Source organism: Streptomyces sp. MK7 (assembly GCF_032658145.1).
GTDB lineage: Bacteria > Actinomycetota > Actinomycetes > Streptomycetales > Streptomycetaceae > Streptomyces > Streptomyces spiralis.
Map to the genome: position 1 here is coordinate 17,247 of NZ_JAVACL010000053.1, position 26,106 is coordinate 43,352.

Below are 26,106 nucleotides of genomic sequence, written 5' to 3' on the forward strand. Positions count from 1 at the left end.
CATCGGAACACTCCCGATGAAGCCGGCCATCTCGGCGTACCCGATGAACGACCACCACGACGTACCTGATGAAACGGAGAGCCCGCGTGACTCGCAGCGTGTACGTGACCGGCATCGACCGCGGTGACGGCCGCCAGGTCGTCGAGCTGGGAGTCATGGAGCTGCTGACCCGGCAGGTCGACCGGGTCGGCGTCTTCCGCCCGCTCGTCCACGACGGTCCGGACCGGCTCTTCGAACTGCTGCGCTCCCGCTATCGGCTGGCCCAGGACCCGGCGACCGTCTACGGCCTGGGCTACCAGGAGGCGTCCGCGCTCCAGGCCGAGCAGGGCACCGATGAGCTGGTGTCCGTGCTCGTCGACCGCTTCCACCGGGTGGCCCGGGACTACGACGTGGTGCTGGTGCTGGGCACCGACTTCGCCGACACCCAGCTGCCGGACGAACTGTCGCTGAACGCCCGGCTCGCCAACGAGTTCGGCGCCTCCGTGCTCCCGGTCGTGGGCGGCCGCAGGCAGACCGCGGAGTCCGTGCTCGCCGAGACCCGCAACGCCTACCGCGCCTACGACGGCCTCGGCTGCGACGTGCTGGCCATGGTCACCAACCGGGTGGCCCGCGAGGACCGCGACGAGATAGCCGGGCGGCTGGCCGGCCGGCTGCCCGTGCCCTGCTGGGTGGTGCCCGACGAGCCCGCCCTGTCCGCGCCGACCGTCGCCCAGATCACCCAGGTCCTGGACGGCAAGGTGCTGCTGGGCGACGACGCCGGGCTGTCCCGGGACGCGCTCGACTTCGTCTTCGGCGGCGCCATGCTGCCCAACCTCCTCAAGGCCCTGACCCCGGGCTGTCTGGTCGTCACCCCCGGCGACCGCGCCGACCTGGTCGTCGGCTCGCTCGCCGCGCACAGCGCCGGCACCCCGCCGATCGCCGGCGTCCTGCTCACCCTGAACGAGGCGCCGGGCGAGGAGATCCTCACCCTGGCCGCCCGGCTCGCCCCGGGCACCCCGGTCGTCTCGGTCGCCGGCAACAGCTTCCCCACGGCCGAGCGGCTGTTCTCCCTGGAGGGCAAGCTGAACGCGGCCACCCCGCGCAAGGCCGAGACAGCGCTCGGCCTGTTCGAGCGCTACGTCGACACCTCCGACCTCAACAAGCGCGTCTCCGCGCCCAGCAGCGACCGGGTCACTCCGATGATGTTCGAGCACAAGCTGCTCGAACAGGCCCGTTCGGACAAGCGGCGGGTGGTGCTGCCGGAGGGCACCGAGGAGCGTGTGCTGCACGCGGCGGAGGTGCTGCTGCGCCGCGGGGTGTGCGACCTGACGCTGCTCGGTCCGCAGGGCACCATCCGCAAGAAGGCCGCGGACCTCGGCATCGACCTCGGCGACTCGCAGCTGATCGACCCCGCCGTCTCCGACCTGCGGGACGCCTTCGCCGAGAAGTACGCCCGGCTGCGCGCCCACAAGGGCGTCACGGTCGAGCTGGCGTACGACGTCGTCTCCGACGTGAACTACTTCGGCACGCTGATGGTCCAGGAGGGCCTGGCCGACGGCATGGTGTCGGGGTCGGTGCACTCCACGGCCGCCACCATCCGGCCCGCCTTCGAGATCATCAAGACGAAGCCGGGGGCCTCGATCGTGTCGTCGGTGTTCTTCATGTGCCTGGCCGACAAGGTGCTGGTCTACGGCGACTGCGCGGTCAACCCGGACCCGGACGCCGAGCAGCTCGCCGACATCGCCGTCCAGTCGGCGACCACCGCCGCGCGGTTCGGTGTCGAGCCGCGGATCGCGATGCTGTCGTACTCCACCGGTACGTCCGGCTCGGGCGCCGACGTGGACAAGGTGCGCGAGGCCACCGAGCTGGTGCGGCTGCGCCGCCCGGACCTGATGATCGAGGGGCCGATCCAGTACGACGCGGCCGTGGAGCCGTCGGTGGCCGCCACCAAGCTGCCGGACTCGGAGGTCGCCGGGCAGGCCACCGTGCTGATCTTCCCTGACCTGAACACCGGCAACAACACCTACAAGGCCGTGCAGCGCTCGGCGGGCGCCATCGCGGTCGGGCCGGTGCTCCAGGGCCTGCGCAAGCCGGTGAACGACCTGTCCCGCGGCGCGCTGGTGCAGGACATCGTCAACACCGTCGCGATCACCGCGATCCAGGCCCAGAGCCCCTCGGCGTCCACGACGCCGGCCGCCGAGCCCGCCCACTGACGTCCACGACGCCCACACAGAGAGCTTTCGAACACCGTGAACGCGACCCGCGTCCTCGTCCTCAACTCCGGTTCCTCCTCGGTGAAGTACCAGCTGCTCGACATGCGCGACGCGAGCCGCCTCGCCGTCGGACTGGTCGAACGCATCGGCGAGCAGACCTCCCGGCTCAAGCACGCCTGCGTCGCCTCGGGGGACACCCGCGAGCAGAACGGCCCCATCGCCGACCACGACGCCGCCCTCAAGGCCGTCGCCGAGGAGCTGGCCAAGGACGGGCTGGGCCTGGACTCCCCCGAACTGGCCGCGATCGGGCACCGGGTGGTGCACGGCGGCATGTTCTTCACCGAGCCGACCGTCATCGACGACGCCGTGCTCACCGAGATCGAGCGGCTGATCCCGGTCGCCCCGCTGCACAACCCGGCCAACCTCACCGGCATCCGCACCGCCATGGCGCTGCGCCCCGACCTGCCCCAGGTCGCCGTCTTCGACACGGCCTTCCACACCACCATGCCGGAGTCCGCGGCCCGCTACGCCATCGAGACCAAGCTCGCGGACCGGTACCGGGTGCGCCGCTACGGCTTCCACGGCACCTCGCACGCCTACGTCTCCCGCAGGACCGCCGAACTTCTGGGCAAGGCTTACGAGGACGTCAACGTGATCGTGCTGCACCTGGGCAACGGGGCGTCCGCCTCGGCGGTGCGGGGCGGCAGGTGCATGGACACCTCCATGGGGCTCACCCCGCTGGAGGGTCTGGTGATGGGCACCCGTTCCGGTGATCTGGACCCGGCCGTCATCTTCCATTTGCAGCGGGTTGGCGGAATGTCCATGGACGAGATCGACACTCTTCTCAACAAGAGGAGCGGTCTGTTCGGTCTGTGCGGCGACAACGACATGCGGGAGATACGGCGCCGGATGGACGAGGGCGACGAGCAGGCGCGGCTCGCCTTCGACATCTACATCCACCGGCTGAGGAAGTACATCGGCGCGTATTACGCGGTACTCGGCAGTGTGGACGCGGTCGCGTTCACCGCCGGGGTGGGCGAGAACGCGGACTTCGTGCGCGCCGCCGCCGTCGCGGGCCTGGAGGGGCTGGGCCTCGCGGTGGACGGCGAGCGGAACGCCGTGCGCGGCGACGAGGCGCGGCTGATCTCGCCCGACGGCGCGCGGGTGGCCGTGGCCGTGGTTCCCACGGACGAGGAAATGGAGATCGCCGGCCAGACCTACGCACTGGTCGGAAAGGACAACCGAGACAACTGAATTCATTCGGCACTCGTTCGACCGGCACTCGCCTGAGCGCGGACCCGCCCATTTGTATTTTCCGCCAGCCGGAATATTCCGCAGCGAAACAAACCGATAGGATCGCCCCATGCGCCGTTCGAAAATCGTCTGTACTCTCGGCCCCGCGGTCGACTCCCACGAGCAGCTCGTCGCGCTGATCGAAGCCGGCATGAACGTGGCCCGCTTCAACTTCAGCCACGGCTCGCACGCCGAGCACCAGGGCCGCTACGACCGTGTCCGCGCCGCCTCCAAGGAGACCGGCCGGGCCATCGCCGTCCTCGCCGACCTGCAGGGCCCGAAGATCCGTCTGGAGACCTTCGCCGAGGGCCCGGTGGAGCTGGAGCGAGGTGACGAGTTCACCATCACCACCGAGGACGTCCCGGGCGACAAGCAGATCTGCGGTACGACGTACAAGGGGCTGCCGGGCGACGTCTCGCGCGGCGACCAGGTCCTGATCAACGACGGCAACGTCGAGCTGAAGGTTCTGGACGTCGAGGGCCCGCGGGTGCGGACGATCGTCATCGAGGGCGGCGTGGTCTCCGACCACAAGGGCATCAACCTGCCCGGCGCGGCCGTGAACGTGCCCGCGCTGTCCGAGAAGGACGTCGAGGACCTGCGCTTCGCGCTGCGCATGGGCTGCGACATGGTCGCCCTGTCCTTCGTCCGGGACGCCAAGGACGTCGCCGACGTCCACCGGGTCATGGACGAGGAGGGCCGTCGCGTCCCGGTCATCGCCAAGGTGGAGAAGCCGCAGGCGGTGGAGAACATGCAGGACGTCGTGATGGCGTTCGACGCTGTGATGGTGGCCCGCGGTGACCTGGCGGTGGAGTACCCGCTCGAGAAGGTCCCGATCGTGCAGAAGCGCCTGATCGAGATGTGCCGGCGCAACGCCAAGCCGGTGATCGTGGCGACCCAGATGATGGAGTCGATGATCACCAACTCCCGCCCGACCCGCGCCGAGGCCTCCGACGTGGCCAACGCGATCCTGGACGGCGCCGACGCGGTGATGCTCTCGGCCGAGTCGAGCGTGGGCGCGTACCCGATCGAGACCGTCAAGACGATGTCGAAGATCGTCCAGGCGGCCGAGGAGGAGCTGCTGTCCAAGGGCCTGCAGCCGCTGGTCCCGGGCAAGAAGCCGCGCACCCAGGGCGGCTCGGTGGCCCGTGCCGCCGCCGAGATCGCCGACTTCCTCGGCGGCAAGGGCCTGGTGGCCTTCACCCAGTCCGGCGACACGGCCCGCCGGCTGTCCCGCTACCGCGCGACCCAGCCGATCCTGGCGTTCACCACCGACGAGTCCACCCGCAACCAGCTGACGCTCAGCTGGGGCGTGGAGCCGCACGTCGTGCCGTTCGTCGACAGCACCGACGCGATGGTCGACCTGGTCGACCAGGAGCTGATCAAGCTCAAGCGGTTCACCGAGGGCGACATCGTGATCATCACGGCCGGCTCCCCGCCCGGCGTCCCGGGCACCACGAACATGGTCCGCGTCCACCACCTGGGCGGCGGCGAGCGCGACTAGGGTCTGTCCGGCGGACGGTTCCGTACGGCGCTGAGGGCGCCCCTCGCCTTGCGGCGGGGGGCGCCCTCAGCTGTTGCGGCTCCCGGACGGGCTTTCGGTGACCGTCAGTCGGTCGTGTACACGTGCATGCCGGGCACGTGCAGGTTGCCGCCGAACTGGGCCGCCTGGACCACCTTCACGTCGGTGAAGTAGATCAGGGGGATGTTCAGCGGGGGCGGGCTGTCCGGGCTGAAGGTGACCGGGATCAGACCGAGCAGGTTGCCGGAGATGGACTCGGTGTACATCACCGTCTTCCCGCCGCGGATCGTGGACGTCGAGCCCTTGGCCGCCTGCACGTGGTAGGTCTTGCCGGACTGCTTGTCCTTCACCGTCTGGTGCAGGTCACCGATGTCCGTGCCATCCGATATGACGTACTTCAGGACCTTCTTCACGGTGCCGTTGGCGGTCTTGACCTCCACGACGCCCTGGTAGTCGGCGCCCTTCAGCAGCAGGGAGCTGGCGTTCAGGTACCAGGGGTCGTCCGCCAGGGGCACCGTGTTGTCGACGCCGCCCTGGGCGTCGGTGGCCGCCGGGCAGTTCTCGGGGTCGGTGGTGGAACCCGCGGACGGGCTCGGCGAGGCGGTGGCCGCGTCGACGGTGTCCTTCACGGTGTCCTTCACCGTCCCGGTGACGTCCCCGACCGCCTTGGACGCCGTGTCGGTGGTGTCCTCGACGGTGCCGGTGACCTTTCCGGTGGTGTCCTTGACGGTGTCCTTCACCGTGTCGGTGACACTCGTGCCGGAGGAGCCGCCCGAGCCGTCCTCGGTCGCGCTCGCCGAAGGCGTGGCGGAGGCGGACGGCGTGGCCGTGGCGTCCGACGTCGTACCGGAGTCCGACGTCCCGCCGGTCAGCACGTTCCCGAGCGTGTCGCCGATCGCGCCCAGCAGGCCGCCGCCGCTGCCCGAGGTCGCCGACGGGGACGGGGTGGCCGTGTCGCCGCCGGCGGAGCCCGAGCCGGAGGTGGACGTATCGGGCGCGGCCTTGTCGTCGGAACCTGAATCCGACGAAGAGGACGTGTCCGAAGGCGACTTGTCCGCCGTACCGCCGGCGTCGGCCGAGGAGGACGGCGACGGGGTCGGCTGCGCCGAGCCGTCGTTGCCGTCGCCGGTCTTGCCGTCGTCGCCGGTCTTGCCGTCCGCGGTGGAGTCGCCGGCGCTCGTGGAGGGCGACGGCGTGGGCGAGGCCGAGGACGTGTCCTTGGCGCCGTCCAGCGCCGCGACGCAGTCCTTGTACTCGTCGGCCGTCAGGGTGTTGGACGGCGAGGACGTGGAGCTGTTGTTGTCGGCGAGGGCGAGCGAGGACGTGAAGCCCATCCCCATGAGGACGGCCGTCGGCATCGCCACCGTGGCTATCGCCTTGCCTGCCGGCATGTGGAACCTGGTGAACAGCGGCTTCTTGGGTGCCGCGTGGCGCGGCCCGGTTCTCACACGGGACTCGTCCACCTCAGTCCCGTGGGTCACCTCGTCAGCCGGCACTGTGCCTCCCGTTCGCCCCGTTGGCCGGGCTCGTTCCTGACAGGTCGTTCGACTCGTTGCTCATCCCGTCCACCGCCGGGCCGGGCGCGGCCTCAGGGGCGCCGTCCCGTGCCGGACCGCTCTCCTCGGCACCCTCCGGGGCGGACTCGCTGCCCGGTGCCCATGCCACGGCCATCGCGCCACCGATCAGCGCGAGCAGGAAGCCGACGACGAAGCCGCCGAAGTTCGACACGGGGAGGGACACCAGCGCCAGCAGAATCGCCGCGACACCCGCGAAGACCCGGATGTGCTTCTGGAACCAGAGGCTGATGCCCAGAACGACGAGCAGTACGCCGATGATCAGGGAACCGGCACCCGCGGTGGTGGCCATCGCCAGGGTCAGATGACCGAGCTGGAGATGGGCGTACGGGAAGTACATGATCGGAAAGCCGGCGATCAGGACGAACAGACCGGCCCAGAACGGTCGCGTGCCCCGCCAGGCGCGGAACTGCAGCCTCCGGCGGGTGAACTGGCCGGGTACGGCAGGAGTTTCGGCGCTCATGGAAAACAGCTCCCTGGTGCGGCGTTGCTGTGGTGAGGGGTGGTGGTGCGTGTGGGGGGTGTGTGAAGGAGCGGGTGAAGGTGGAACGGGCGGGGGCGCCATCGGCTCCCCCGCCCGTCACCGAGCGCCTAGTAGCACTCGTGCGTACCCGTCTTCAGCGACATCTTCAGGCCACTGAGCTTGAAGGTTCCGGCGGTGGTCGCCCACGCCGTCTGCTTCACGCCGGTCAGCGTGGCCGAGTCGGCCTGCTGGGCGAACCCGTACGGGTTGGACATCTCGCCGTTGCCCTTCATGCCCGGACCCTTGTTGGCGTCCTTGGCGGCAACACCGATGTCGATGTTGTTGAAGGTGGCGTCGGCGTTGAGGTCGGCGACGTCGATGTAGAGGTTGTCGGCCTCGACCGGCTTGTCACCGCCCGCCTTCAGAACCAGGCTCACCGAGCCCAGCAGCGGGATGTCCGGCGTGACGACGGACTGGCACATGTTGTTGATCGAGGCCTTCTTGAAGGCCGAGACCGCGACGGGGTGCGCCGTCTTCTGCCCGTCGAGGGTGTAGCCCTGGTCGATCGCGCCGTACTGCTCGAACCCGGTGCCGACCAGCTTGTCGGCCGTCACCTTGAACGACTGGCCGGAGACGCTGAACGACGCGGCGAGAGCACCCTGCGCCAGGGCCACGCCTATCGCCGCCGTGGCGGCCACGCTGGGCACCATGACGACGGCGAACCGCTTCCATCTGGTCCCGCCACGCACCTGGGACTCCATATTTCCTCCTTCTCGGACGTACATCTCCTGGCCTCGGCTCGCCTCCGGGTCGGCGGCTGGAGCCGGGCAGGGATGGGAGAAGTGCTACGTCCTCGGGAAGGAGAGCGCCCGCGCTCGTCAGGCGCGAACCGCACCCGAATCACCGGCGATCACCCCCGAGCGACAACCACTGGTCGCGCCTGACACGCATCACGCACAACCTTGCTGGACAGGCTTCGCCGGAAAGGGCGAAGACCCCCCTGTCCAAGAGCCGGCGCCACTGCCGCCGGCTCTGCTCGGTGGGGACCCAGACATCCCGCGACCCGACCGGCTGCCGGGGTACGGGAATGGACCGAGCGTCGCCGATCGTGGTGCATTCTCGCCGCCCGCACAAGGGGGTTCGTTACTGGCTAGTAACGGCCGCATAACCGCGTGACGACGCACCGGCCCCGAACGGCGACACTGGGTGGTAACAAGGGCCGGAACAAAACTGTTGATGACTGGATAGAAGCGGGCAGAACAACGCCCTCGACTTACTCGCAGTAACAGCGGCCGCGATTACCAAGTTTTGGTAAAGCGCGGCCGCTGTGACGGCTCGTCGGCAGATCTTTCACTCGGGCATCACATGCCCTGGCGTTTAGCGACTGGTCAGCCGACCGGCTCTCGGCCGGCTCAGAACAGCGCCCGCGCGAGCGCCCGGCGCGCCCCCGCCACCCGGGGATCCTCGGCTCCGACCACCTCGAACAGCTCCAGCAACCTCAGCCGCGCCGCGTCCCGGTCCTCACCGGCGGTGCGCTGCACGGTCTCGATCAGCCGGCCGAAGGCGTCCTCCACATGGCCGCCCACCAGGTCCAGGTCCGCGGCGGCGATCTGCGCGGCCACATCGGCCGGCTTCTCGGCCGCCTCCTGACGGACCCTCTGCGGGTCCATGTCCTGCACCCGCTGGAGCAACTCGGCCTGCGCGAGACCCAGTTTGGCCTCGGGGTGGGCCGGGTCGTCGGCCAGTACGTTCTTGTACGCCTGGACGGCGCCGCCCAGGTCACCGGCGTCCAGGGCCTGCGCGGCGGCGTTCAGGAGCGAGTCGTACGGACCCTCCTTGGGCCGGGGGGCCTCCTCGGCGCCGCCCGGCTGGGCGTTCGGGTCGACCGTCAGGCCGGTCAGGCCGAAGCGCTGCTCGGCGACCTGCACCAACTGGTCCAGCGTCTGCCGGATCTGGGCCTCGCCCGCGGCCCCCTGGAACAGGGGAAGGGCCTGGCCGGCCACCACCGCGAAGACCGCCGGGATTCCCTGGACCCCGAACTGCTGCATCAGCAGCTGGTTGGCGTCCACGTCGATCTTGGCGAGGAGGAAGCGCCCGTCGTACTCGACGGCCAGCCGCTCCAGGACCGGGCTCAGCTGCTTGCAGGGCTGGCACCACTCGGCCCAGAAGTCGATGACGACCGGGACCTCGGCGGAGCGCTGCAGGACGTCTCGTTCGAAGGTGGCCTCGTCGACGTCGATGACGAGATCGGCGGGGGCGACGGCCCCTGCCCCGCCCTCCCGGGCGGCTTGGGCGCGCACCTGCTCCGCCTTCGCCTTGGCCTCCTGGGCCGCCTTCACCGCGGCGAGGTCGACGACTCCGCTCATGGACATGTTCCGTGGCTGCATGCGTCTATCCTCCCCCGATCCACGTGCCTGAGTGAAAACGGCTGGGAAAGCCGGTTCGTTCCGGGCGCCTGGTCCCCACCGGGCGCCGGTGTGCTTGATGGTGCGTGATGCCGTTCTGTACCGCTGTGCGTGGTGCTGCGATGTGGTCGTCGCTCGGGCACGGGCTGCCGCCCATGCTTTCGATACGACCCGTAGCGTAATGGCACGGGGTGCCTCCGCGAAACCGGGCGCCGGTGATCTCCCTCACGACCGCTCACGAACGGCGGATTTCGGTCCGGTTATGGTCATGGGATGCAGAGCCGCACCTCGCCCAACCGTGCCGGCCGCCCGCGCAACGCCGCCGCGGACGCGGCGATCCTGGCCGCCACCCGCGCGGCCCTGGTGGAGCTCGGCTGGTCCAAGCTCACCCTGGGAGACGTGGCCACCCGGGCCGGGGTCGCGAAGACCACGCTGTACCGCCGCTGGGCAGGCAAGAACGAACTGGTCGTGGACGCGGTGGCCGAGCTCTTCGACGAACTCCGGCTGCCCGACCGCGGCAGCCTCGCAGCCGACATCGAGGGCGTGGTCCTGCAGTTCGCGGCGATCCTGGTCCGCCCGGAGGCCAAGAGCGGCCTGATGGCCGTCGTCGCCGAGTCGACCCGTGACGACGCACTGCGGGAACGTATCCGCGACTCGATCGTGGAACGCCAGAAACGGCTGGTTCTCGAGGGCCGCGCCCGCGCCCAGACCCGGGGCGAACTCCCCGTCGAGGAGCCCCCCGAAGAGGCCTCCCGCACCGCCGACCTCATCTTCGACATGGTGGCGGGCGCGGTGGTCCACCGCACCCTGTTCAGCGCAGAACCGGCGGACGAGGAGTGGGTACGGAGCTTCACCCGGGTACTTCTGACCGGGCTGGCATCGAGCAGCCCGTCCAGGGGTGCCCCCTCCGGGGGAGATTGAGGACGAGGCCGTCAAAGGCCGATGCGGGGGTCTGGAGACGCGGCCCCCAGGGACGGGCAGGGGCGGCGGGGGCGAAAACCCTCCGGCGCCCCGGCCACCCTCCGGCGCTCAGAACCCAGCGGGCTCCGTGTACACCCCCCACTCGTCCCGCAGCACCCCACAGATCTCGCCCAGCGTCGCCTCGGCCCGCACCGCCTGAAGCATCGGCTCGATCATGTTCGCCCCGGACCGCGCGGCCGCCAGCATGGCGCCCAACGCCGAGCGCACCGCCTCCTCGTCCCGCGCCCTCTTGCGCTCGCCCAGGATGCGGACCTGCTCCCGCTCCACCTCGTGGCTCACCCGCAGGATCTCCAGGTCCCCGGTGACGGACCCAGTGTGCACGTTGACGCCGACGACCTTCTTGTCGCCCTTCTCCAGCGCCTGCTGGTACCGGAACGCCGACTCGGCGATCTCGCCGGTGAACCAGCCGTCCTCGATGCCCCGCAGAATGCCGGAGGTGATCGGCCCGACCGGATGCTGCCCGTCCGGGTGGGCGCGCAGCCCCCGCTCCTTTATCTGCTCGAAGATCTTCTCGGCGTCCGCCTCGATCCGGTCCGTCAGCTGCTCGACGTACCACGAACCGCCGAGCGGGTCGGCGACGCTCGCGACTCCCGTCTCCTCCATCAGCACCTGCTGCGTGCGCAGCGCGATCTCCGCCGCCTGCTCGGAGGGCAGCGCCAGGGTCTCGTCGAGGGCGTTGGTGTGCAGGGAGTTGGTGCCGCCGAGGACCGCCGCCAGAGCCTCCACCGCCGTGCGCACGACGTTGTTGTACGGCTGCTGGGCGGTCAGCGAGACACCGGCGGTCTGCGTGTGGAAGCGCAGCCACTGGGCCTTCTCCGACTTCGCGCCGTAGACGTCCCGCATCCAGCGGGCCCAGATGCGGCGCGCCGCGCGGAACTTGGCGATCTCCTCGAAGAAGTCGACGTGCGCGTCGAAGAAGAAGGACAGGCCGGGGGCGAACACGTCCACGTCCAGGCCGCGGCTGAGCCCCAGCTCGACGTAGCCGAACCCGTCGGCCAGCGTGTACGCCAGCTCCTGCGCGGCCGTCGCCCCGGCCTCGCGGATGTGGTAGCCGGAGACGGACAGCGGCTTGTACGCGGGGATGCGCGCGCTGGTGTACTCCATCAGGTCGCCGATGAGGCGCAGATGGGGCTCGGGCTGGAAGAGCCACTCCTTCTGGGCGATGTACTCCTTGAAGATGTCCGTCTGGAGCGTGCCGTTGAGGACGGAGCCGTCCACGCCCTGCCGCTCGGCGGCGACCAGGTACATGCAGAAGACGGGGACGGCCGGCCCGCTGATCGTCATCGACGTGGTGACGTCGCCGAGCGGAATGTCCTTGAACAGGACCTCCATGTCGGCGGCGGAGTCGATGGCGACTCCGCAGTGGCCGACCTCGCCCAGCGAGCGCGGGTCGTCGGAGTCGCGGCCCATGAGCGTGGGCATGTCGAAGGCGACCGAGAGCCCGCCTCCGCCGTTGCGGAGGATCATCTTGTAGCGCTCGTTGGTCTGCTCGGCGTTGCCGAATCCGGCGAACTGCCGGATGGTCCACGTACGCCCTCGGTAGCCGGTCGGGTACAGGCCGCGGGTGAAGGGGTACTCACCGGGCCAGCCGATGCGCTCGAAGCCCTCGTAGGTGTCCCCGGGCCGGGGTCCGTACACCGGCTCCACGGGGTCGCCGGAGAGCGTGGTGAAGTCTGCGTCGCGCTTGCGTGCGGTGTCGTACCGGGCCTGCCAGCGTCGGCGGCCCTCTTCGATGGCGTCAGCGTCCATACCTTCGAATTTACTAGGACGTCCAAGTAAATGTCGACGGCAGACCGCCGTACGCGGGTGTGACGTACGGCGGTGCGGCTACGCTTCGGCGACGGCCGGCGCACGGTCCGCGACCGTGGGCTCCAGCTCACGGCTGACCTTGCGCTCCACGAAGAAGGCGGCGGTCGGGATGGTCCCCGCCAGCAGCACCCACAGCTGCCTGGTGACCGGCCACTTCGCCTTGGAGCCCAGGTCGAAGGCGAAGATCAGGTAGATCACGTACAGCCAGCCGTGCGCGATGCCGATGACGGTGGTGAACTTGGCGGCGCCGTCGATCTGGAGGCCGTACTTGGCGATCACGCCGAGGGTCAGCAGGACCAGCAGCACGCCGGTGACGTAGGCCATGACGCGGTAGCGGGTCAGCACGCTCTTCTTCATGGAGTCGAGCGTAACCGTCCGTTCCGGGGGATCTTGCCCCGGGTCGCCCCCACGCGCTCCGTGCGTCGAGGGGCACCGTCCGTCCTCTTCGAAGCCGTCAGTCCTCTTCGAAGCCGTCAGTCCTCTTCGAAGCCGTCAGTCCTCTTCGAAGTCGTGTGCGGCGACGCGCAGCGGGCGGAGCATCGCGAAGATCTCCGCGCACTCCTCGGCGTCGTAGGCACCCAGGCCGAAGTCCATCGCCATCAGGTCGCGGGTGGCCGACTCGACCACCTCGCGGCCCTTGTCGGTGATGACGGCGAGGGTGCCGCGGCCGTCGTTGGGGTTGGGGCGCTTGGCCACCAGACCGGACCTGACCAGGCGGTCGACGGTGTTCGTCACGGACGTGGGGTGCACCATGAGCCGCTCACCGATCTTGGACATCGGCAGTTCGCCGGCCTTGGAGAAGGTGAGCAGCACCAGGGCCTCATAGCGCGCGAACGTCAGTTCGTACGGCTTGACCACCGCGTCGACCTCGGCCAGCAGGATCTGGTGCGCGCGCATGATCGAGGTGATCGCGGCCATGGACGGCACATTGCCCCAGCGCTGCTTCCAGAGTTCGTCGGCGCGGGCGATGGGATCGAACGGGAGACTGAGGGACTTCGGCACGTCACCAGACCCTACCCGCCGGTCATATCCCGGTCAGCCCCGTCTCGCCCTTCGGTCGCCGCAGGGACATCAGCCGGCCGGCGCCTGCTCCCCCTGCTGTGCCAGGTGGCGTTCCACCGTCTCCACCTTGGACGTCAGGCCGTCCGTCACGCCGGGGCGGATGTCCGCCTTGAGGACCAGGGAGACGCGCGGCGCACGCGCCTCCACCGCGGCCACGGCGCGTCTCACGACGTCCATGACCTCGTCCCACTCCCCCTCGATCGAGGTGAACATCGCGTCGGTGCGGTTCGGCAGCCCGGACTCACGCACGACGCGCACCGCGTCGGCCACGTACTCCCCCACGTCCTCGCCGACGCCGAGGGGGGTCACGGAGAAGGCGACGATCACGCGTTCACGATCCCTTCGCGGCGGGCGCGGGAGGCGATCACCGCGTCCTCGGCCTCACGCTTCAGCCTGCGCTCGGCGAAGAAACCGCCGGTCGGCAGGACGGAGAGGACGAAGTAGAGGGCGGCGGTCTTCAGCGGCCACTTCGTGCGGTTCCAGGCGTCGGCCCAGAAGATCACGTAGAGGATGAACAGGACGCCGTGGATCGAGCCCATCACGGGTACCGCGTTGAAGTCGGTGGTCCGCTTCAGGACCGAGCAGACCAGCAGCAGGATGAAGGACACCGCCTCGGGGGCGGATACCAGGCGGAGGCGGCGGAGGGCGGTGGCGGTCTTGATGTCCACGGGTCACCTTCGGTGGGAGAGACGCGTTTGTGAACGCGGGCACAAAGTTTCGTCCATTGTGGCAAATCGTCCGGGGATGGTCGGGAGGGGGTGTCCGCGCCCGTGTCCGCCGCTACCTTCGCACCGTGGCGATGTTCCGACTTCAAGGCAGCAAGGTGCTCGCCGTCGACATGACCGGGGACGCCGTGAAGGCGAAGAACGGCTCGATGGTCGCGTACGACGGGCAGATGGCCTTCAAGAAGCTGACGGGTGGCGGTGAGGGGCTGCGGGGGATGGTGACGCGGCGGCTCACCGGTGAGCAGATGACGGTGATGGAGGTACGGGGGCAGGGGACCTGCTGGTTCGCCGACCGGGCGTCCGAGATCGGTCTCGTGCGGTTGCAGGGCGAGAAGCTGTTCGTCGAGTCGAGCAATCTGCTGGCGACCGACGGGGGGCTCAGGACGGGGACGACGTTCACCGGGCTGCGGGGTGCCTCGCAGGGCAACGGGCTGTTCACGACCACCGTCGAGGGGCACGGGCAGGCGGCCATCCTGTCGGACGGGCCGGCGGTGGTGCTCCGGGTCGCTCCGCAGTACCCGCTGATCGTCGATCCGGGGGCGTATGTGGCGCATCAGGGGAACGTGCGGCAGTCCTTCCAGTCCGGTGTGACCTTCCGCACCCTCCTGGGTGAGGGCGGCGGGGAGGCCTTCCAGATCCGGTTCGAGGGGGACGGACTCGTGTATGTGCAGCCGAGCGAGCGGAACACGATCGCGGGGGACGTCTGACATGACCTTGCGGGAGATCAACTCCAAGATGGTCGAGGCCACGGTGGTGCCGGGGCAGCGGCTGTTCAGCCAGCGGGGGGCGATGCTGGCGTACAAGGGGGATGTGTCGTTCACGCCCGACATCCAGGGTGGTCAGGGCGGGCTGATGTCCATGATCGGGCGGCGGGTGGCGGGTGAGGCCACGCCGCTGATGACCGTGGAGGGCAGCGGCACCGTGTTCTTCGGGCACGGCGGGCACCATGTGCAGGTCATCAACCTCTCGGGCGACACCTTGTACGTGGAGGCGGACCGGCTGCTCGCCTTCGAGGGCACGCTCCAGCAGGGCACGATGTTCATGGGCTCGCAGGGCGGCGTCATGGGCATGGTGCGGGGCCAGGTCACCGGCCAGGGGCTGTTCACCACCACCCTCAAGGGGCACGGCGCGGTCGCCGTCATGGCGCACGGCGGCGTGTTCGAGGTGCCGATCACCCCGCAGCGCCCGGTCCACGTCGACCCGCAGGCCTACGTCGCCCACCACGGAGACGTGCGCAACAAGCTCTCCACGGCGCTGGGCTGGCGCGACATGGTGGGGCGCGGCTCCGGCGAGGCCTTCCAGCTGGAGCTGAGCGGCAACGGTGCGGTGTACGTGCAGGCCTCGGAGGAGAAGCTGTGAGCGGTTACGGAACGGCCGGGCCCGTGGTGTACGACCCGATGAGCCTGCCGGCCGACGACAACGTGAACAGCTACACCTTCTGCGTGGAGCTCAAGGGAAGCCAGTGGTTCCTGCAGAAGGGGAAGATGATCGCCTACTACGGGACGATCGAGTTCAACGGTGTCGGGCACGGGCGGCTGGACCGTCTGGTGCGTACCTCGTTCCATTCGCCTCTGCACGCGAGCGACTGGGTCGTGGCGGAGGGCTCGGGCAAGATGCTGCTCGCCGACCGGGCCTTCGATGTCAACTCCTACGACCTGGACGACGGCAATCTGACCATTCGCTCGGGCAATCTGCTTGCTTTTCAGCCAAGTCTCGCGCTCAAGCAGTCGATCGTGCCCGGCTTTCTGACCCTGATCGGAACCGGGAAGTTCGTGGCCGCGTCCAACGGGCCGGTGGTGTTCATGGAGCCGCCGATCAGGGTGGACCCGCAGGCGCTCGTCGGATGGGCCGACTGCCCGTCCCCCTGCCACCACTACGACCATGGGTACATGACCGGGGTGATGGGCGGTCTACGTGCGATGACGGGCCTGGGCGGGGCCTCCGGGGAGGAGCATCAGTTCGAGTTCGCGGGAGCCGGTACGGTCCTGCTCCAGTCGACCGAGACCCTCATGGCCGAGCAGGCCACGGGAGTGGTTCCGCACGAGCCCGGGGTACCCGGTGGCGCGGGAGTGTCCGGAAGCCACGGACCGCAAGCCGGCGCACCGCGCCTTCCCGGACAGCTCGGAGACCTCCAGCGTCGCTTCGGGCTGTGAGCGGTAGTCTGCGGAGTGTGACGGCTCGAACACGTGCGCGCCGTCACACCACCCCTCACTAGTTCGCCTTTCAACTTCTTAGGTAGACTTCATTCATGGAGACCGAGACGGCCACGCGCTGGCTGACCGATGCGGAGCAGTGCGCCTGGCGCACCCACCTGGAGGTCAACAGGCTGTTGACGCACCAGCTCGAGAAGGATCTGCAGCCGTTCGGCCTGACGATCAACGACTACGAGATTCTGGTGAATCTCTCCGAGTCGGAGGACGTGCGGATGCGGATGAGCGACCTCGCGTCCGCCACCCTCCAGTCCAAGAGCCGCCTCTCGCACCAGATCACCCGCATGGAGAACGCGAACCTGGTGCGCCGTGAGAACTGCGAGTCCGACCGCCGGGGACTGTACGCGGTCCTCACCGAGCACGGCATGGAGACCATGCGGAAGGTCGCGCCGCACCACGTGGCGTCCGTGCGGAGGCATTTCATCGACCTGCTGGAGCCCGAGGCGCTGATGGAGCTGGACAAGGCTCTCAAGCCCATCGCCGAGCGCCTGCGGGGGCAGCGGGGGCGCCCCTGAGGACCCCCGGAGGATCCTGACGGCCCCGACGGCCCCTGACCGCCCCTGACGGCATGGAGAAGGCGGAGCCCCGATGGTGGGCTCCGCCTCCGCCTTCTGTCGTGCCACCGGGCCACTGGCCGGGCTCAGGCCTGCGTCAGGCCCTCCACCAGCTCGTCCGCCGCGCGGTACGGGTCCAGTTCGCCGGCCACGATGCGCTCGGCGAGGGCACCCAGATGGCGGTCTCCGTGGAGATCGCCGATGCGTTCGCGCAGGGCCGTGACCGCGATCGTCTCCACCTCGTGCGCGGCACGGGCCAGGCGGCGCTCGGTCAGGACGCCGTGCTCCTCCATCCACGCCCGGTGCTTCTCCAGGGCCTCGACGACCTCGTCGACGCCCTCGGCACGGGCCGCCACCGTCTTGACGATGGGCGGGCGCCAGTCGCCGGGGGCGCGGGACTCGCCCAGGCCCAGCATGTGGTTCAGCTCGCGGGCCGTGGCGTCGGCGCCGTCGCGGTCGGCCTTGTTGACGACGTAGACGTCGCCGATCTCCAGGATGCCGGCCTTGGCCGCCTGGATGCCGTCGCCCATGCCGGGGGCCAGGAGGACGACGGAGGTGTCCGCCTGGGAGGCGATCTCCACCTCCGACTGGCCGACGCCGACCGTCTCGACCAGGATCACGTCGCAGCCTGCCGCGTCCAGGACGCGGATCGCCTGCGGCGCGGCCCAGGCCAGGCCGCCCAGGTGGCCCCGGGTCGCCATCGAGCGGATGTAGACGCCCGGGTCGGAGGCGTGCTCCGACATGCGGACCCGGTCGCCGAGCAGCGCGCCGCCGGAGAAGGGCGACGACGGGTCGACCGCCAGCACGCCGACCCGTTTGCCCTGCTTGCGGTACGCGGTGACCAGCGCCGAGGTGGACGTCGACTTGCCGACGCCCGGGGAGCCGGTGAGGCCGACGACGTAGGCGTTGCCGGTCAGCGGGGCGAGCGTCGCCATGACCTCCCTGAGCTGCGGGGACGCCCCCTCCACCAGGGAGATCAGCCGGGCGACGGCCCGCGGCCGCCCTTCCCTGGCCTGGGCCACCAGCGAGGAGACGTCCTGCATCACTGCTCCGTTCACATGATCCGCGTAAAGAGGTTCGGTCGTCGGCCGGGAGGGCTTACGCCTTCGGCACCCGGACGATCAGCGCGTCGCCCTGGCCGCCGCCGCCGCACAGTGCCGCCGCGCCGACGCCGCCGCCGCGGCGCTTCAGCTCGAGCGCCAGGTGCAGCACGAGCCGGGCCCCGGACATCCCGATCGGGTGACCCAGGGCGATGGCGCCGCCGTTCACGTTCACCTTTTCCGTGGACACGCCGAGGTCCTTCATTGACTGCACGGCCACGGCGGCGAACGCCTCGTTGATCTCGATCAGGTCCAGGTCGGAGACCTCCAGGCCCTCCTTCTTCAGGGCGTGCAGGATGGCGTTGGAGGGCTGCGACTGGAGGGAGTTGTCCGGGCCGGCCACGTTGCCGTGGGCGCCGATCTCGGCGATCCAGTCCAGGCCCAGCTCCAGGGCCTTGGCCTTGCTCATGACGACCACGGCCGCAGCGCCGTCGGAGATCTGCGAGGAGGAGCCGGCGGTGATCGTGCCGTCCTTGGCGAAGGCCGGGCGCAGCTTGGCCAGGGACTCGGCGGTGGTGTCACCGCGGATGCCCTCGTCCTTGCTGAACAGCACCGGGTCGCCCTTGCGCTGCGGGATCTCCACCGGGGTGATCTCCGCCTCGAAGATGCCGTTCTTCTGGGCGGCGGCGGCGCGCTGGTGGGAGAGGGCGGCGATCTCGTCCTGCTCGGCGCGGCCGATGCCCAGGCGCGTGTTGTGCTTCTCGGTGGACTCGCCCATGGGGATGGTCTCCCACGGGTCGGTCAGGCCGTCGTGGGCCATCGCGTCGATCATCTGCACCGCGCCGTACTTGAAGCCCTCGCGGGACTTCGGCAGCAGGTGGGGGGCGTTCGTCATGGACTCCTGGCCGCCGGCCACGATCACGTCGAACTCGCCCGCGCGGATCAGCTGGTCGGCCAGCGCGATCGCGTCCAGCCCGGACAGGCACACCTTGTTGATCGTGAGCGCGGGGACGCTCATCGGGATGCCGGCCTTGACCGCGGCCTGACGTGCCGGGATCTGCCCCGCACCGGCCTGGAGCACCTGGCCCATGATCACGTACTGCACCTGGTCGCCGCCGATCCCCGCACGGTCGAGGGCGGCCTTGATCGCGAAGCCGCCGAGGTCGGCTCCGGAGAAGGACTTCAGCGAGCCGAGCAGCCGGCCCATGGGCGTACGGGCGCCCGCGACGATCACCGAGCTGGTCGTACCGGGAGTTCCAGAAGACATGAGCTGCGATCCCCTTACCGGCCTGCACAGCCGAGGAGTGAACGAGGGTTTACTTCGAATGTACTGAGGGGCGGTCCGCCCCGTCATCGGGCCGTCGGTGTGATCGCGCGCACGTTGCGTAACCACCGGGTTGGCGTTGCACTGAAACCATGCTGACGCGAATCGACCACATCGGGATCGCCTGCCACGACCTCGACGCCACCGTCGAGTTCTACCGGACCACCTACGGCTTCGAGGTGTTCCACACCGAGGTCAACGAGGAACAGGGCGTGCGCGAGGCCATGCTCAAGATCAACGAGACCTCCGACGGCGGTGCCTCCTACCTGCAGCTTCTGGAGCCCACCCGCGAGGACTCCGCCGTCGGGAAGTGGCTCGCGAAGAACGGCGAGGGCGTCCACCACATCGCATTCGGTACGGCGGATGTGGACGGCGACGCCGCCGGGATCCGCGGGAAGGGCGTACGCGTTCTGTACGACGAGCCGCGACGCGGCTCCATGGGGTCACGGATCACCTTCCTGCACCCCAAGGATTGTCACGGCGTCCTGACGGAACTGGTCACTTCGGCGGCTGTTGAGTCGGCTGAGCACTGACCCTCGTACATAAGGGCCGGTAGGGTTGGGGGCGGTCGTCCCTGAAGCAGGGGCGGCCGGGTTCTGCCGTCGCGGCCGGGTTGTCCCGTCGTGGGCGGCGGAACCTCGCCGGGGTCCGGGTTTCGGGGGACGAGCGACGGGGCAGCAGCCCGTGCTCCGCCGTTGATCTGACACCATTCCCCGGGGGCCCCGTTCGGCGGATGGACGGAGCTCGTTTGGACAGGCTTGCGACCAGGGGACGGATGGGACCGCGCAGTGCGGGGCTACGAACGCCAGGAGCGAGAGCCGGCGGCTGACGTCGACCACCTCTCTCGGTTCGAGGCCGAGATGGAGCGGCTGAAGACCGAGCGGGAAAAGGCGATCCAGCACGCCGAGGACCTCGGCTACCAGGTCGAGGTGCTGCGCGCCAAGCTGCACGAGGCGCGGCGCACCCTCATGACCCGGCCCGCCTACGACAGCGCCGACATCGGCTATCAGGCGGAGCAGTTGCTGCGCAACGCGCAGATGCAGGCCGACCAGCTCCGCGCGGATGCCGAGCGGGAGCTGAGCCAGGCCCGGGCGCAGACCCAGCGCATCCTCCAGGAGCACGCCGAGCAGGCCGCGCGCCTGCAGGCAGAGCTGCACCAGGAGGCGGTGACCCGCCGCCAGCAGCTCGACCAGGAGCTGGCCGAGCGTCGGCAGACCGTCGAGTCGCACGTCAACGAGAACGTGGCCTGGGCGGAGCAGCTGCGGGCCCGTACCGAGCAGCAGGCCCGCCGGCTCCTCGACGAGTCCCGCGCCGAGGCCGAGCAGGCGATGACCGCCGCCCGAGCGGAGGCCGAGCGGCTGACCGCCGAGGCCCGGCAGCGGCTGCAGAGCACGGCCGAGGAGGCCCGCGCGGAGGCCGAGCAGATCCTGCGCCGGGCCCGTACCGACGCCGAGCGCCTGCTCAACGCCGCCTCCACCCAGGCCCAGGAGGCCACCGACCACGCCGAGCAGCTGCGCAGCAGCACGGCGAGCGAGTCCGACGCCGCCCGCCGCCAGGCCGCCGAGCTGAGCCGCGCCGCCGAGCAGCGGATGGCGGAGGCCGAGGAGGCCCTGCGCAAGGCGCAGTCCGAAGCCGAGAAGACGGTCGCCGAGGCCAAGGAAGCCGCGGCCAAGGCGCTGGCGAGCGCCGAGTCCGCCAACGAGCAGCGCACCCGCACGGCCAAGGAGCAGGTCGCCCGGCTGGTCGAGGAGGCCACGAAGGAGGCCGACCAGACCAGGTCCGAGGCCGAGCAGCTGGTCGCGGACGCCCGCGCCGAGGCGGAGAAGATCGTCGCCGAGGCCGCGGAGAAGGCCCGTACGATCACCGCCGAGGAGAGCGCCACCCAGCTGTCGAAGGCGGCCAAGACCGCCGAGGACGTGCTGAACAAGGCGTCCGAGGAGGCCAAGCGGACCACGAAGGCCGCGGCCGAGGAGGCCGAGCGGATCCGCACCGAGGCCGAGGCGGAGGCGGACCGGCTGCGCGCCGAGGCGCACGACCTCGCCGAGCAGCTCAAGGGCGCGGCGAAGGACGACACCAAGGAGTACCGCGCCAAGACCGTCGAGCTCCAGGAGGAGGCGCGCCGGCTGCGCGGCGAGGCCGAGCAGCTGCGTGCCGAGGCGGTCGCCGAGGGCGAGCGGATCCGGGCCGAGGCCCGGCGCGAGGCCGTGGCGCAGATCGAGGAGGCGGCGAAGTCCGCCGAGGAGCTGCTGGCCAAGGCCAAGGCGGACGCCGACGAGCTGCGCAAGACCGCGACGGCGGACAGCGAGAAGGTGCGCACCGAGGCCATCGAGCGCGCCACCACGCTGCGCCGGCAGGCCGAGGAGACCCTGGAGCGCACCCGCAAGGAGGCCGAGCGGCACCGCGCGGAGGCGGAGGAGCAGGCGGAGACGGTCCGGGCGGACGCCGAGCGGGCCGCGGCCGAGCTGCGCGAGGACACCGAGCGGGCGCTGGCCACCCGGCAGGCGGAGGCCGCCGAGGAGCTGACCCGGCTGCACACCGAGGCCGAGGAGCGCCTGGCCGCCGCCGAGCAGGCGCTGACCGACGCCCGTGAGGAGGCCGCGCGGATCCGCCGCGAGGCCGGCGAGGAGGCCGACCGGCTGCGCACCGAGGCGGCCGAGCGGATCCGCGCCCTGCAGCAGCAGGCGGAGGCCGAGGCCGAGCGGCTGCGCGACGAGGCCGCCGCGGACGCGTCCGCCTCGCGCGCCGAGGGCGAGGCGATCGCCGTACGGCTGCGTTCGGAGGCCGCGGCGGAGGCCGAGCGGCTCAAGGCGGAGGCCCAGGACACCGCCGACCGGGTCCGTGCCGAGGCGCAGGCCGCCGCGGAGCGGCTGGGCTCGGAGGCGTCCGAGACGCTGGCCGCCGCCCAGGAGGAGGCCGCCCGGCGCCGCCGCGAGGCCGAGGAGCTCCTCGGCGCGGCGCGGCAGGAGGCCGACCAGGAGCGCGAGCGGGCCCGCGAGCAGAGCGAGGAGCTGCTGGCGGTGGCGCGGGGGCGCGTGGAGGAGGCGCAGGCCGAGGCCACCCGGCTGGTGGAGGAGGCCGACCGGCGCGCCACCGAGATGGTCGCCGCCGCCGAGCAGCACGCGCAGCAGGTACGGGATTCCGTCGCCGGGCTGCACGAGCAGGCGCAGGAGGAGATCGCCGGGCTGCGCTCGGCCGCCGAGCACGCGGCGGACCGTACGACGCGGGAGGCCGAGGAGGAGGCGGACCGGGTCCGCGCCGACGCCTACGCCGAGCGGGAGCGGGCGAGCGAGGACGCGTCCCGGCTGCGGCGCGAGGCGCAGGAGGAGACCGAGGCCGCCAAGGCGCTCTCGGAGCGTACGGTGTCGGACGCGATCGCGGAGGCGGAGCGGATCCGCGCCGATGTCGCCGAGCACGCCCAGCGGGTGCGCACCGAGGCCTCGGACGCGCTTGCCGAGGCCGACCAGGCCGCGGCCCGCACCCGGGCGGACGCCCGCGAGGACGCCAACCGCATCCGGTCGGACGCGGCGACGCAGGCGGACACACTGATCTCCGAGGCACGCGCGGAGGCCGAGCGGCTCCAGACGGAGACCGTCGCGGAGGCCGACCGGCTGCGGACGGAGACGATCGACGAGACGGACCGGCTGCGCGCGGAGACGGCCGCGGAGGCCGAGCGGGTGCGGGCGGAGTCCGTCGCCAGGGCGGAGAAGCTGATCTCGGACGCCACGGGGGACGCGGAGCGGCTGCGTGCCGAGGCCGCGGAGACCGTGGGCTCCGCGCAGTCCCGTGCCGAGCGGATCCGCAACGAGTCCGAGCGGCTGAAGGCCGACGCGGAGGCGGAGGCCGAGCGCACGCTGGCCGCCGCCCGCGAGGAGGCCGAGCGGACCCTGGACGAGGCCCGCCAGGACGCCAACAAGCGGCGTTCGGAAGCGGCCGAGCAGGTCGACATGCTGATCACGGAGACCACCGCCGAGGCCGACAAGCTGCTCAACGAGGCGCAGGCGAGCGCGGTCAAGACCAAGGCGGACGCGGAGTCCCAGGCCGACACGATGGTGGGCGCGGCCCGCCAGGAGGCCGAGCGGCTCGTGTCCGAGGCGACCGTGCAGGGCAACACGCTGGTGGAGAAGGCCCGTACGGACGCGGACGAGCTGCTCGTCGGCGCCCGCCGGGACGCCACGCAGATCCGCGAGCGCGCCGAGGAGCTGCGCGATCGCCTGACCGCCGAGATCGAGGAGCTGCACGAGCGGGCCCGGCGCGAGGCCGCCGAGACGATGAAGTCGACGGGCGACCGCTGCGACGCGCTGATCAAGGCCGCCGAGGAGCAGCTGGCCAAGGCGCAGGCCAAGGCCAAGGAGATCGTCTCGGACGCCAACTCCGAGGCGGGCAAGGTGCGGATCGCCGCGGTGAAGAAGGCGGAGGGTCTGCTGAAGGAGGCCGAGCAGAAGAAGGCCACGCTCGTGAAGGAGGCCGAGGAGCTGAAGGCCGAGGCGGTCCGCGAGGCGCGGCGCACGGTCGAGGAGGGCAAGCGCGAGCTGGAGATCCTGGTGCGCCGGCGCGAGGACATCAACGCGGAGATCTCCCGGGTCCAGGACGTCCTGGAGGCGCTGGAGTCCTTCGAGGCCCCCTCGTCCGGCAAGGACGGCGGCGTGAAGGCGGGCGCGGCGGTGGGGGCACCCCGGTCGGGTGGCAAGGGGTCAGAGGGCTAACCTGAAGAGTGAATTCGGGTCGTTTCGGTGGCTTCTTCGGGAGCCGTCCGGGAGCCCTCCGGGTGCCCTTCGGGGGGCTTTGACCCGGTCCTTGGCAAGCCGTCCGGCGGTCAGCCACTCAAAAGAGGTGTCATTCTCCAGATCAAACACGTATCCGCTCGATGACACACCGCTTCGGCCCCTAGGATTCGACCTATCACCTCACCGGTCTCATTCGACAGGAACCCCATGAGCGACACTTCCCCCTACGGCTTCGAGCTTGTGCGGCGTGGGTACGACCGCGCTCAGGTGGACGAACGTATCTCCAAGCTCGTCTCCGACCGTGACAGCGCTCTCGCCCGCATCACCGCTCTGGAGAAGCGCATCGAGGAGCTCCACCTCGAAACGCAGAACGCCCAGGCCCAGGTCACCGACGCGGAGCCGTCGTACGCGGGTCTCGGCGCGCGGGTCGAGAAGATCCTGCGCCTCGCCGAGGAAGAGGCCAAGGATCTGCGTGAGGAGGCCCGGCGCGCCGCCGAGCAGCACCGCGAACTCGCCGAGTCGGCGGCCCAGCAGGTCCGTAACGACGCCGAGTCCTTCGCCGCGGAGCGCAAGGCCAAGGCCGATGACGAGGGCGTCCGGATCGTCGAGAAGGCCAAGGCCGACGCCTCCCAGCTGCGTGCCGAGGCGCAGAAGGACGCGCAGTCCAAGCGGGAGGAGGCGGACGCCCTCTTCGAGGAGACCCGCGCCAAGGCCGCCCAGGCCGCCGCCGACTTCGAGACGAACCTCGCCAAGCGCCGCGAGCAGTCCGAGCGCGACCTGGCGTCCCGTCAGGCCAAGGCCGAGAAGCGGCTCGCGGAGATCGAGCACCGCGCCGAGCAGCTGCGTCTGGAGGCGGAGAAGCTGCGCACCGACGCCGAGCGCCGCGCCCGCCAGACCGTCGAGACGGCCCAGCGCCAGGCCGAGGACATCGTGGCCGACGCCAACGCCAAGGCGGACCGCATCCGTTCGGAGTCCGAGCGCGAGCTCGCCGCGCTGACCAACCGCCGCGACTCCATCAACGCCCAGCTGACCAACGTCCGCGAGATGCTGGCCACCCTCACGGGTGCCGCGGTCGCCGCCACGGGCGCGCCGGCCGAGGACGAGCCGATCTCCCGCGGGGTTCCGGCCCAGCAGTCCCGCTGACGACGAACGCCCCCGCCGGGGCCGGACGTCGTGGAGCCCCCCGCCGCCTTCCGGTGGCGGGGGGCTTTGTGCGCATCTAGCGTGGCCGCATGATCGAGCTGTCGGGGCTGACCAAGCGGTACGGCGAGAAGGTGGCGGTGGACGACCTCACCTTCACGGTGCGGCCGGGCATCGTCACGGGCTTCCTCGGGCCCAACGGCGCCGGGAAGTCCACGACCATGCGGATGATCCTCGGCCTGGACCGTCCCACCGCCGGAGACGTGCGCATCGACGGCCGGCACTACCACGAGCTGGCGGACCCGCTCACGTACATCGGCGCCCTGCTGGACGCCAAGGCCGTGCACGGCGGCCGCCGCGCCTACCACCATCTGCTCTGCCTCGCCCAGAGCAACGGCATCCCCACCGGCCGGGTGCACGAGGTGCTGGAGACGGTGGGTCTGACGGCGGTGGCCCGGAAGAAGGCGAAGGGCTTCTCGCTCGGCATGAGCCAGCGGCTCGGCATCGCGGGCGCGCTGCTCGGCGATCCGCGGATCCTGATGTTCGACGAGCCGGTCAACGGCCTCGACCCCGAGGGCATCCTCTGGATCCGGAGCCTGATGAAGTCGCTGGCCGCCCAGGGCCGTACGGTCTTCGTCTCCTCCCATCTGATGAGCGAGATGGCGCTGACCGCCGACCACCTCGTCGTCATCGGCCAGGGCAGGCTGCTGGCGGACACCTCCATGGCCGACTTCATCGAGCGCAACTCCCGCACTTACGTCCGGATCCGCACCCCGGACCGCGAGCGGCTGCTCGACGCGCTGCACGGCGCCGGGATCACGGCCGTGGAGAGCGGCGGCGGGCAGCTGGAGGTCGACGGCGGCAAGGCCGAGCAGATCGGGGAGCTGGCCGCACGGCACCATGTGGTGCTGCACGAACTGAGCGTGCGGCAGTCCTCCCTGGAGGAGGCGTTCATGCGGCTGACGGCCTCCTCGGTGGAGTACCACGCGCGCACGGACCCGCCGCCCGAGCGGCCGTGGGGCGCGGACTGGGACACGGGAGCCGCGAAGGCCGCGGCCGACACGGTCACGACGACGGCGGAGGGCTGAGGC

The 26,106-nt window shown here is 70.6% G+C and carries 23 protein-coding genes; 12 read left to right on the top strand and 11 right to left on the bottom strand.

Features of this window, described 5'->3' with window-relative positions; all coding sequences use genetic code 11:
* Positions 1 to 86: 86 nt before the first annotated feature.
* The 3 genes from pta to pyk all read left to right on the top strand — a co-directional run bounded on the left by pta (position 87) and on the right by pyk (position 4,986).
* On the top strand, positions 87 to 2,192 hold the full coding sequence (gene pta, locus R2S09_RS34820) for a phosphate acetyltransferase (RefSeq protein WP_316745333.1): 2,106 nt from the start codon (positions 87 to 89) through the stop codon (positions 2,190 to 2,192).
* 36 nt (positions 2,193 to 2,228) lie between these two features.
* Positions 2,229 to 3,446, top strand: coding sequence for an acetate kinase (locus tag R2S09_RS34825; protein ID WP_316745334.1), 1,218 nt, complete (start codon positions 2,229 to 2,231; stop codon positions 3,444 to 3,446).
* A gap of 109 nt (positions 3,447 to 3,555) precedes the next feature.
* Positions 3,556 to 4,986, top strand: coding sequence for a pyruvate kinase (gene pyk / locus R2S09_RS34830; RefSeq protein WP_306191769.1), 1,431 nt, complete (start codon positions 3,556 to 3,558; stop codon positions 4,984 to 4,986).
* 104 nt (positions 4,987 to 5,090) lie between these two features.
* Here the strand turns inward: pyk and R2S09_RS34835 are convergent, their stop codons facing one another.
* From R2S09_RS34835 to R2S09_RS34850, 4 genes are all read right to left on the bottom strand, one after another.
* A complete protein-coding gene (locus R2S09_RS34835) occupies positions 5,091 to 6,500 on the bottom strand; it encodes a hypothetical protein (protein ID WP_316745335.1) in 1,410 nt (469 codons plus the stop codon).
* On the bottom strand, positions 6,490 to 7,041 hold the full coding sequence (locus tag R2S09_RS34840) for a DUF6114 domain-containing protein (RefSeq protein ID WP_306191767.1): 552 nt from the start codon (positions 7,039 to 7,041) through the stop codon (positions 6,490 to 6,492). Before R2S09_RS34840 ends, R2S09_RS34835 begins: the two co-directional genes overlap by 11 nt.
* A gap of 128 nt (positions 7,042 to 7,169) precedes the next feature.
* Positions 7,170 to 7,802 carry a DUF6230 family protein gene (locus tag R2S09_RS34845; RefSeq protein WP_306191766.1) on the bottom strand — a complete coding sequence of 211 codons (633 nt, stop codon included), beginning with the start codon at positions 7,800 to 7,802 and terminating at the stop codon, positions 7,170 to 7,172.
* Between the two features lie 651 nt (positions 7,803 to 8,453).
* A complete protein-coding gene (locus R2S09_RS34850; protein WP_316745336.1) occupies positions 8,454 to 9,428 on the bottom strand; it encodes a tetratricopeptide repeat protein in 975 nt (324 codons plus the stop codon).
* 291 nt (positions 9,429 to 9,719) lie between these two features.
* Between R2S09_RS34850 and R2S09_RS34855 the strand changes: the two genes are divergently transcribed.
* On the top strand, positions 9,720 to 10,367 hold the full coding sequence (locus R2S09_RS34855) for a TetR/AcrR family transcriptional regulator (RefSeq protein ID WP_316745337.1): 648 nt from the start codon (positions 9,720 to 9,722) through the stop codon (positions 10,365 to 10,367).
* Positions 10,368 to 10,475: 108 nt separating this feature from the next.
* On the opposite strand, the gene R2S09_RS34860 is transcribed toward R2S09_RS34855, so the two are convergent.
* The 5 genes from R2S09_RS34860 to R2S09_RS34880 all read right to left on the bottom strand — a co-directional run bounded on the left by R2S09_RS34860 (position 10,476) and on the right by R2S09_RS34880 (position 13,966).
* On the bottom strand, positions 10,476 to 12,176 hold the full coding sequence (locus tag R2S09_RS34860; RefSeq protein ID WP_316745338.1) for a methylmalonyl-CoA mutase family protein: 1,701 nt from the start codon (positions 12,174 to 12,176) through the stop codon (positions 10,476 to 10,478).
* Between the two features lie 78 nt (positions 12,177 to 12,254).
* A complete protein-coding gene (locus tag R2S09_RS34865; RefSeq protein ID WP_316745339.1) occupies positions 12,255 to 12,593 on the bottom strand; it encodes a DUF3817 domain-containing protein in 339 nt (112 codons plus the stop codon).
* 135 nt (positions 12,594 to 12,728) lie between these two features.
* The gene (locus R2S09_RS34870) at positions 12,729 to 13,238 is read right to left on the bottom strand and encodes a MarR family winged helix-turn-helix transcriptional regulator (protein WP_030170104.1); all 510 of its coding nucleotides are present in this window, start codon (positions 13,236 to 13,238) and stop codon (positions 12,729 to 12,731) included.
* Positions 13,239 to 13,307: 69 nt separating this feature from the next.
* Positions 13,308 to 13,625, bottom strand: coding sequence for an MTH1187 family thiamine-binding protein (locus R2S09_RS34875; protein ID WP_306191760.1), 318 nt, complete (start codon positions 13,623 to 13,625; stop codon positions 13,308 to 13,310).
* Positions 13,622 to 13,966, bottom strand: coding sequence for a DUF3817 domain-containing protein (locus R2S09_RS34880; protein ID WP_306191759.1), 345 nt, complete (start codon positions 13,964 to 13,966; stop codon positions 13,622 to 13,624). The genes R2S09_RS34875 and R2S09_RS34880 overlap by 4 nt, the downstream gene beginning before the upstream one ends.
* Positions 13,967 to 14,097: 131 nt before the next feature.
* Here R2S09_RS34880 and R2S09_RS34885 point away from each other — a divergent pair, with 131 nt between their 5' ends.
* From R2S09_RS34885 to R2S09_RS34900, 4 genes are all read left to right on the top strand, one after another.
* Positions 14,098 to 14,730, top strand: a complete 633-nt coding sequence (locus R2S09_RS34885; protein WP_316745344.1) for an AIM24 family protein — start codon at positions 14,098 to 14,100, stop codon at positions 14,728 to 14,730.
* A 1-nt stretch (position 14,731) separates the two neighbouring features.
* A complete protein-coding gene (locus tag R2S09_RS34890) occupies positions 14,732 to 15,382 on the top strand; it encodes an AIM24 family protein (protein ID WP_306191758.1) in 651 nt (216 codons plus the stop codon).
* Positions 15,379 to 16,176 carry an AIM24 family protein gene (locus R2S09_RS34895; RefSeq protein WP_316745340.1) on the top strand — a complete coding sequence of 266 codons (798 nt, stop codon included), beginning with the start codon at positions 15,379 to 15,381 and terminating at the stop codon, positions 16,174 to 16,176. Before R2S09_RS34890 ends, R2S09_RS34895 begins: the two co-directional genes overlap by 4 nt.
* A gap of 95 nt (positions 16,177 to 16,271) precedes the next feature.
* The gene (locus R2S09_RS34900) at positions 16,272 to 16,748 is read left to right on the top strand and encodes a MarR family winged helix-turn-helix transcriptional regulator (RefSeq protein ID WP_306191756.1); all 477 of its coding nucleotides are present in this window, start codon (positions 16,272 to 16,274) and stop codon (positions 16,746 to 16,748) included.
* 125 nt (positions 16,749 to 16,873) lie between these two features.
* Here the strand turns inward: R2S09_RS34900 and meaB are convergent, their stop codons facing one another.
* Together meaB and R2S09_RS34910 are read right to left on the bottom strand one after the other, a co-directional pair.
* Positions 16,874 to 17,830, bottom strand: a complete 957-nt coding sequence (gene meaB / locus R2S09_RS34905) for a methylmalonyl Co-A mutase-associated GTPase MeaB (RefSeq protein WP_030170126.1) — start codon at positions 17,828 to 17,830, stop codon at positions 16,874 to 16,876.
* 55 nt (positions 17,831 to 17,885) lie between these two features.
* Positions 17,886 to 19,094 carry an acetyl-CoA C-acetyltransferase gene (locus R2S09_RS34910; protein ID WP_306191755.1) on the bottom strand — a complete coding sequence of 403 codons (1,209 nt, stop codon included), beginning with the start codon at positions 19,092 to 19,094 and terminating at the stop codon, positions 17,886 to 17,888.
* Positions 19,095 to 19,243: 149 nt separating this feature from the next.
* Here R2S09_RS34910 and mce point away from each other — a divergent pair, with 149 nt between their 5' ends.
* The 4 genes from mce (at position 19,244) to R2S09_RS34930 (ending at position 26,103) form a co-directional block, all read left to right on the top strand.
* Positions 19,244 to 19,684: a methylmalonyl-CoA epimerase gene (gene mce / locus R2S09_RS34915; RefSeq protein WP_306191754.1), complete on the top strand. Its 441-nt coding sequence runs from the start codon at positions 19,244 to 19,246 to the stop codon at positions 19,682 to 19,684.
* Positions 19,685 to 19,939: 255 nt separating this feature from the next.
* Positions 19,940 to 23,854 (top strand): polarized growth protein Scy, encoded by a 3,915-nt coding sequence (gene scy / locus R2S09_RS34920; RefSeq protein ID WP_316745341.1) that lies wholly within the window; start codon positions 19,940 to 19,942, stop codon positions 23,852 to 23,854.
* Between the two features lie 228 nt (positions 23,855 to 24,082).
* Positions 24,083 to 25,018, top strand: a complete 936-nt coding sequence (locus tag R2S09_RS34925) for a cellulose-binding protein (RefSeq protein ID WP_306191752.1) — start codon at positions 24,083 to 24,085, stop codon at positions 25,016 to 25,018.
* 89 nt (positions 25,019 to 25,107) lie between these two features.
* Positions 25,108 to 26,103, top strand: a complete 996-nt coding sequence (locus R2S09_RS34930) for an ATP-binding cassette domain-containing protein (protein WP_316745342.1) — start codon at positions 25,108 to 25,110, stop codon at positions 26,101 to 26,103.
* Positions 26,104 to 26,106 lie beyond the last annotated feature (3 nt).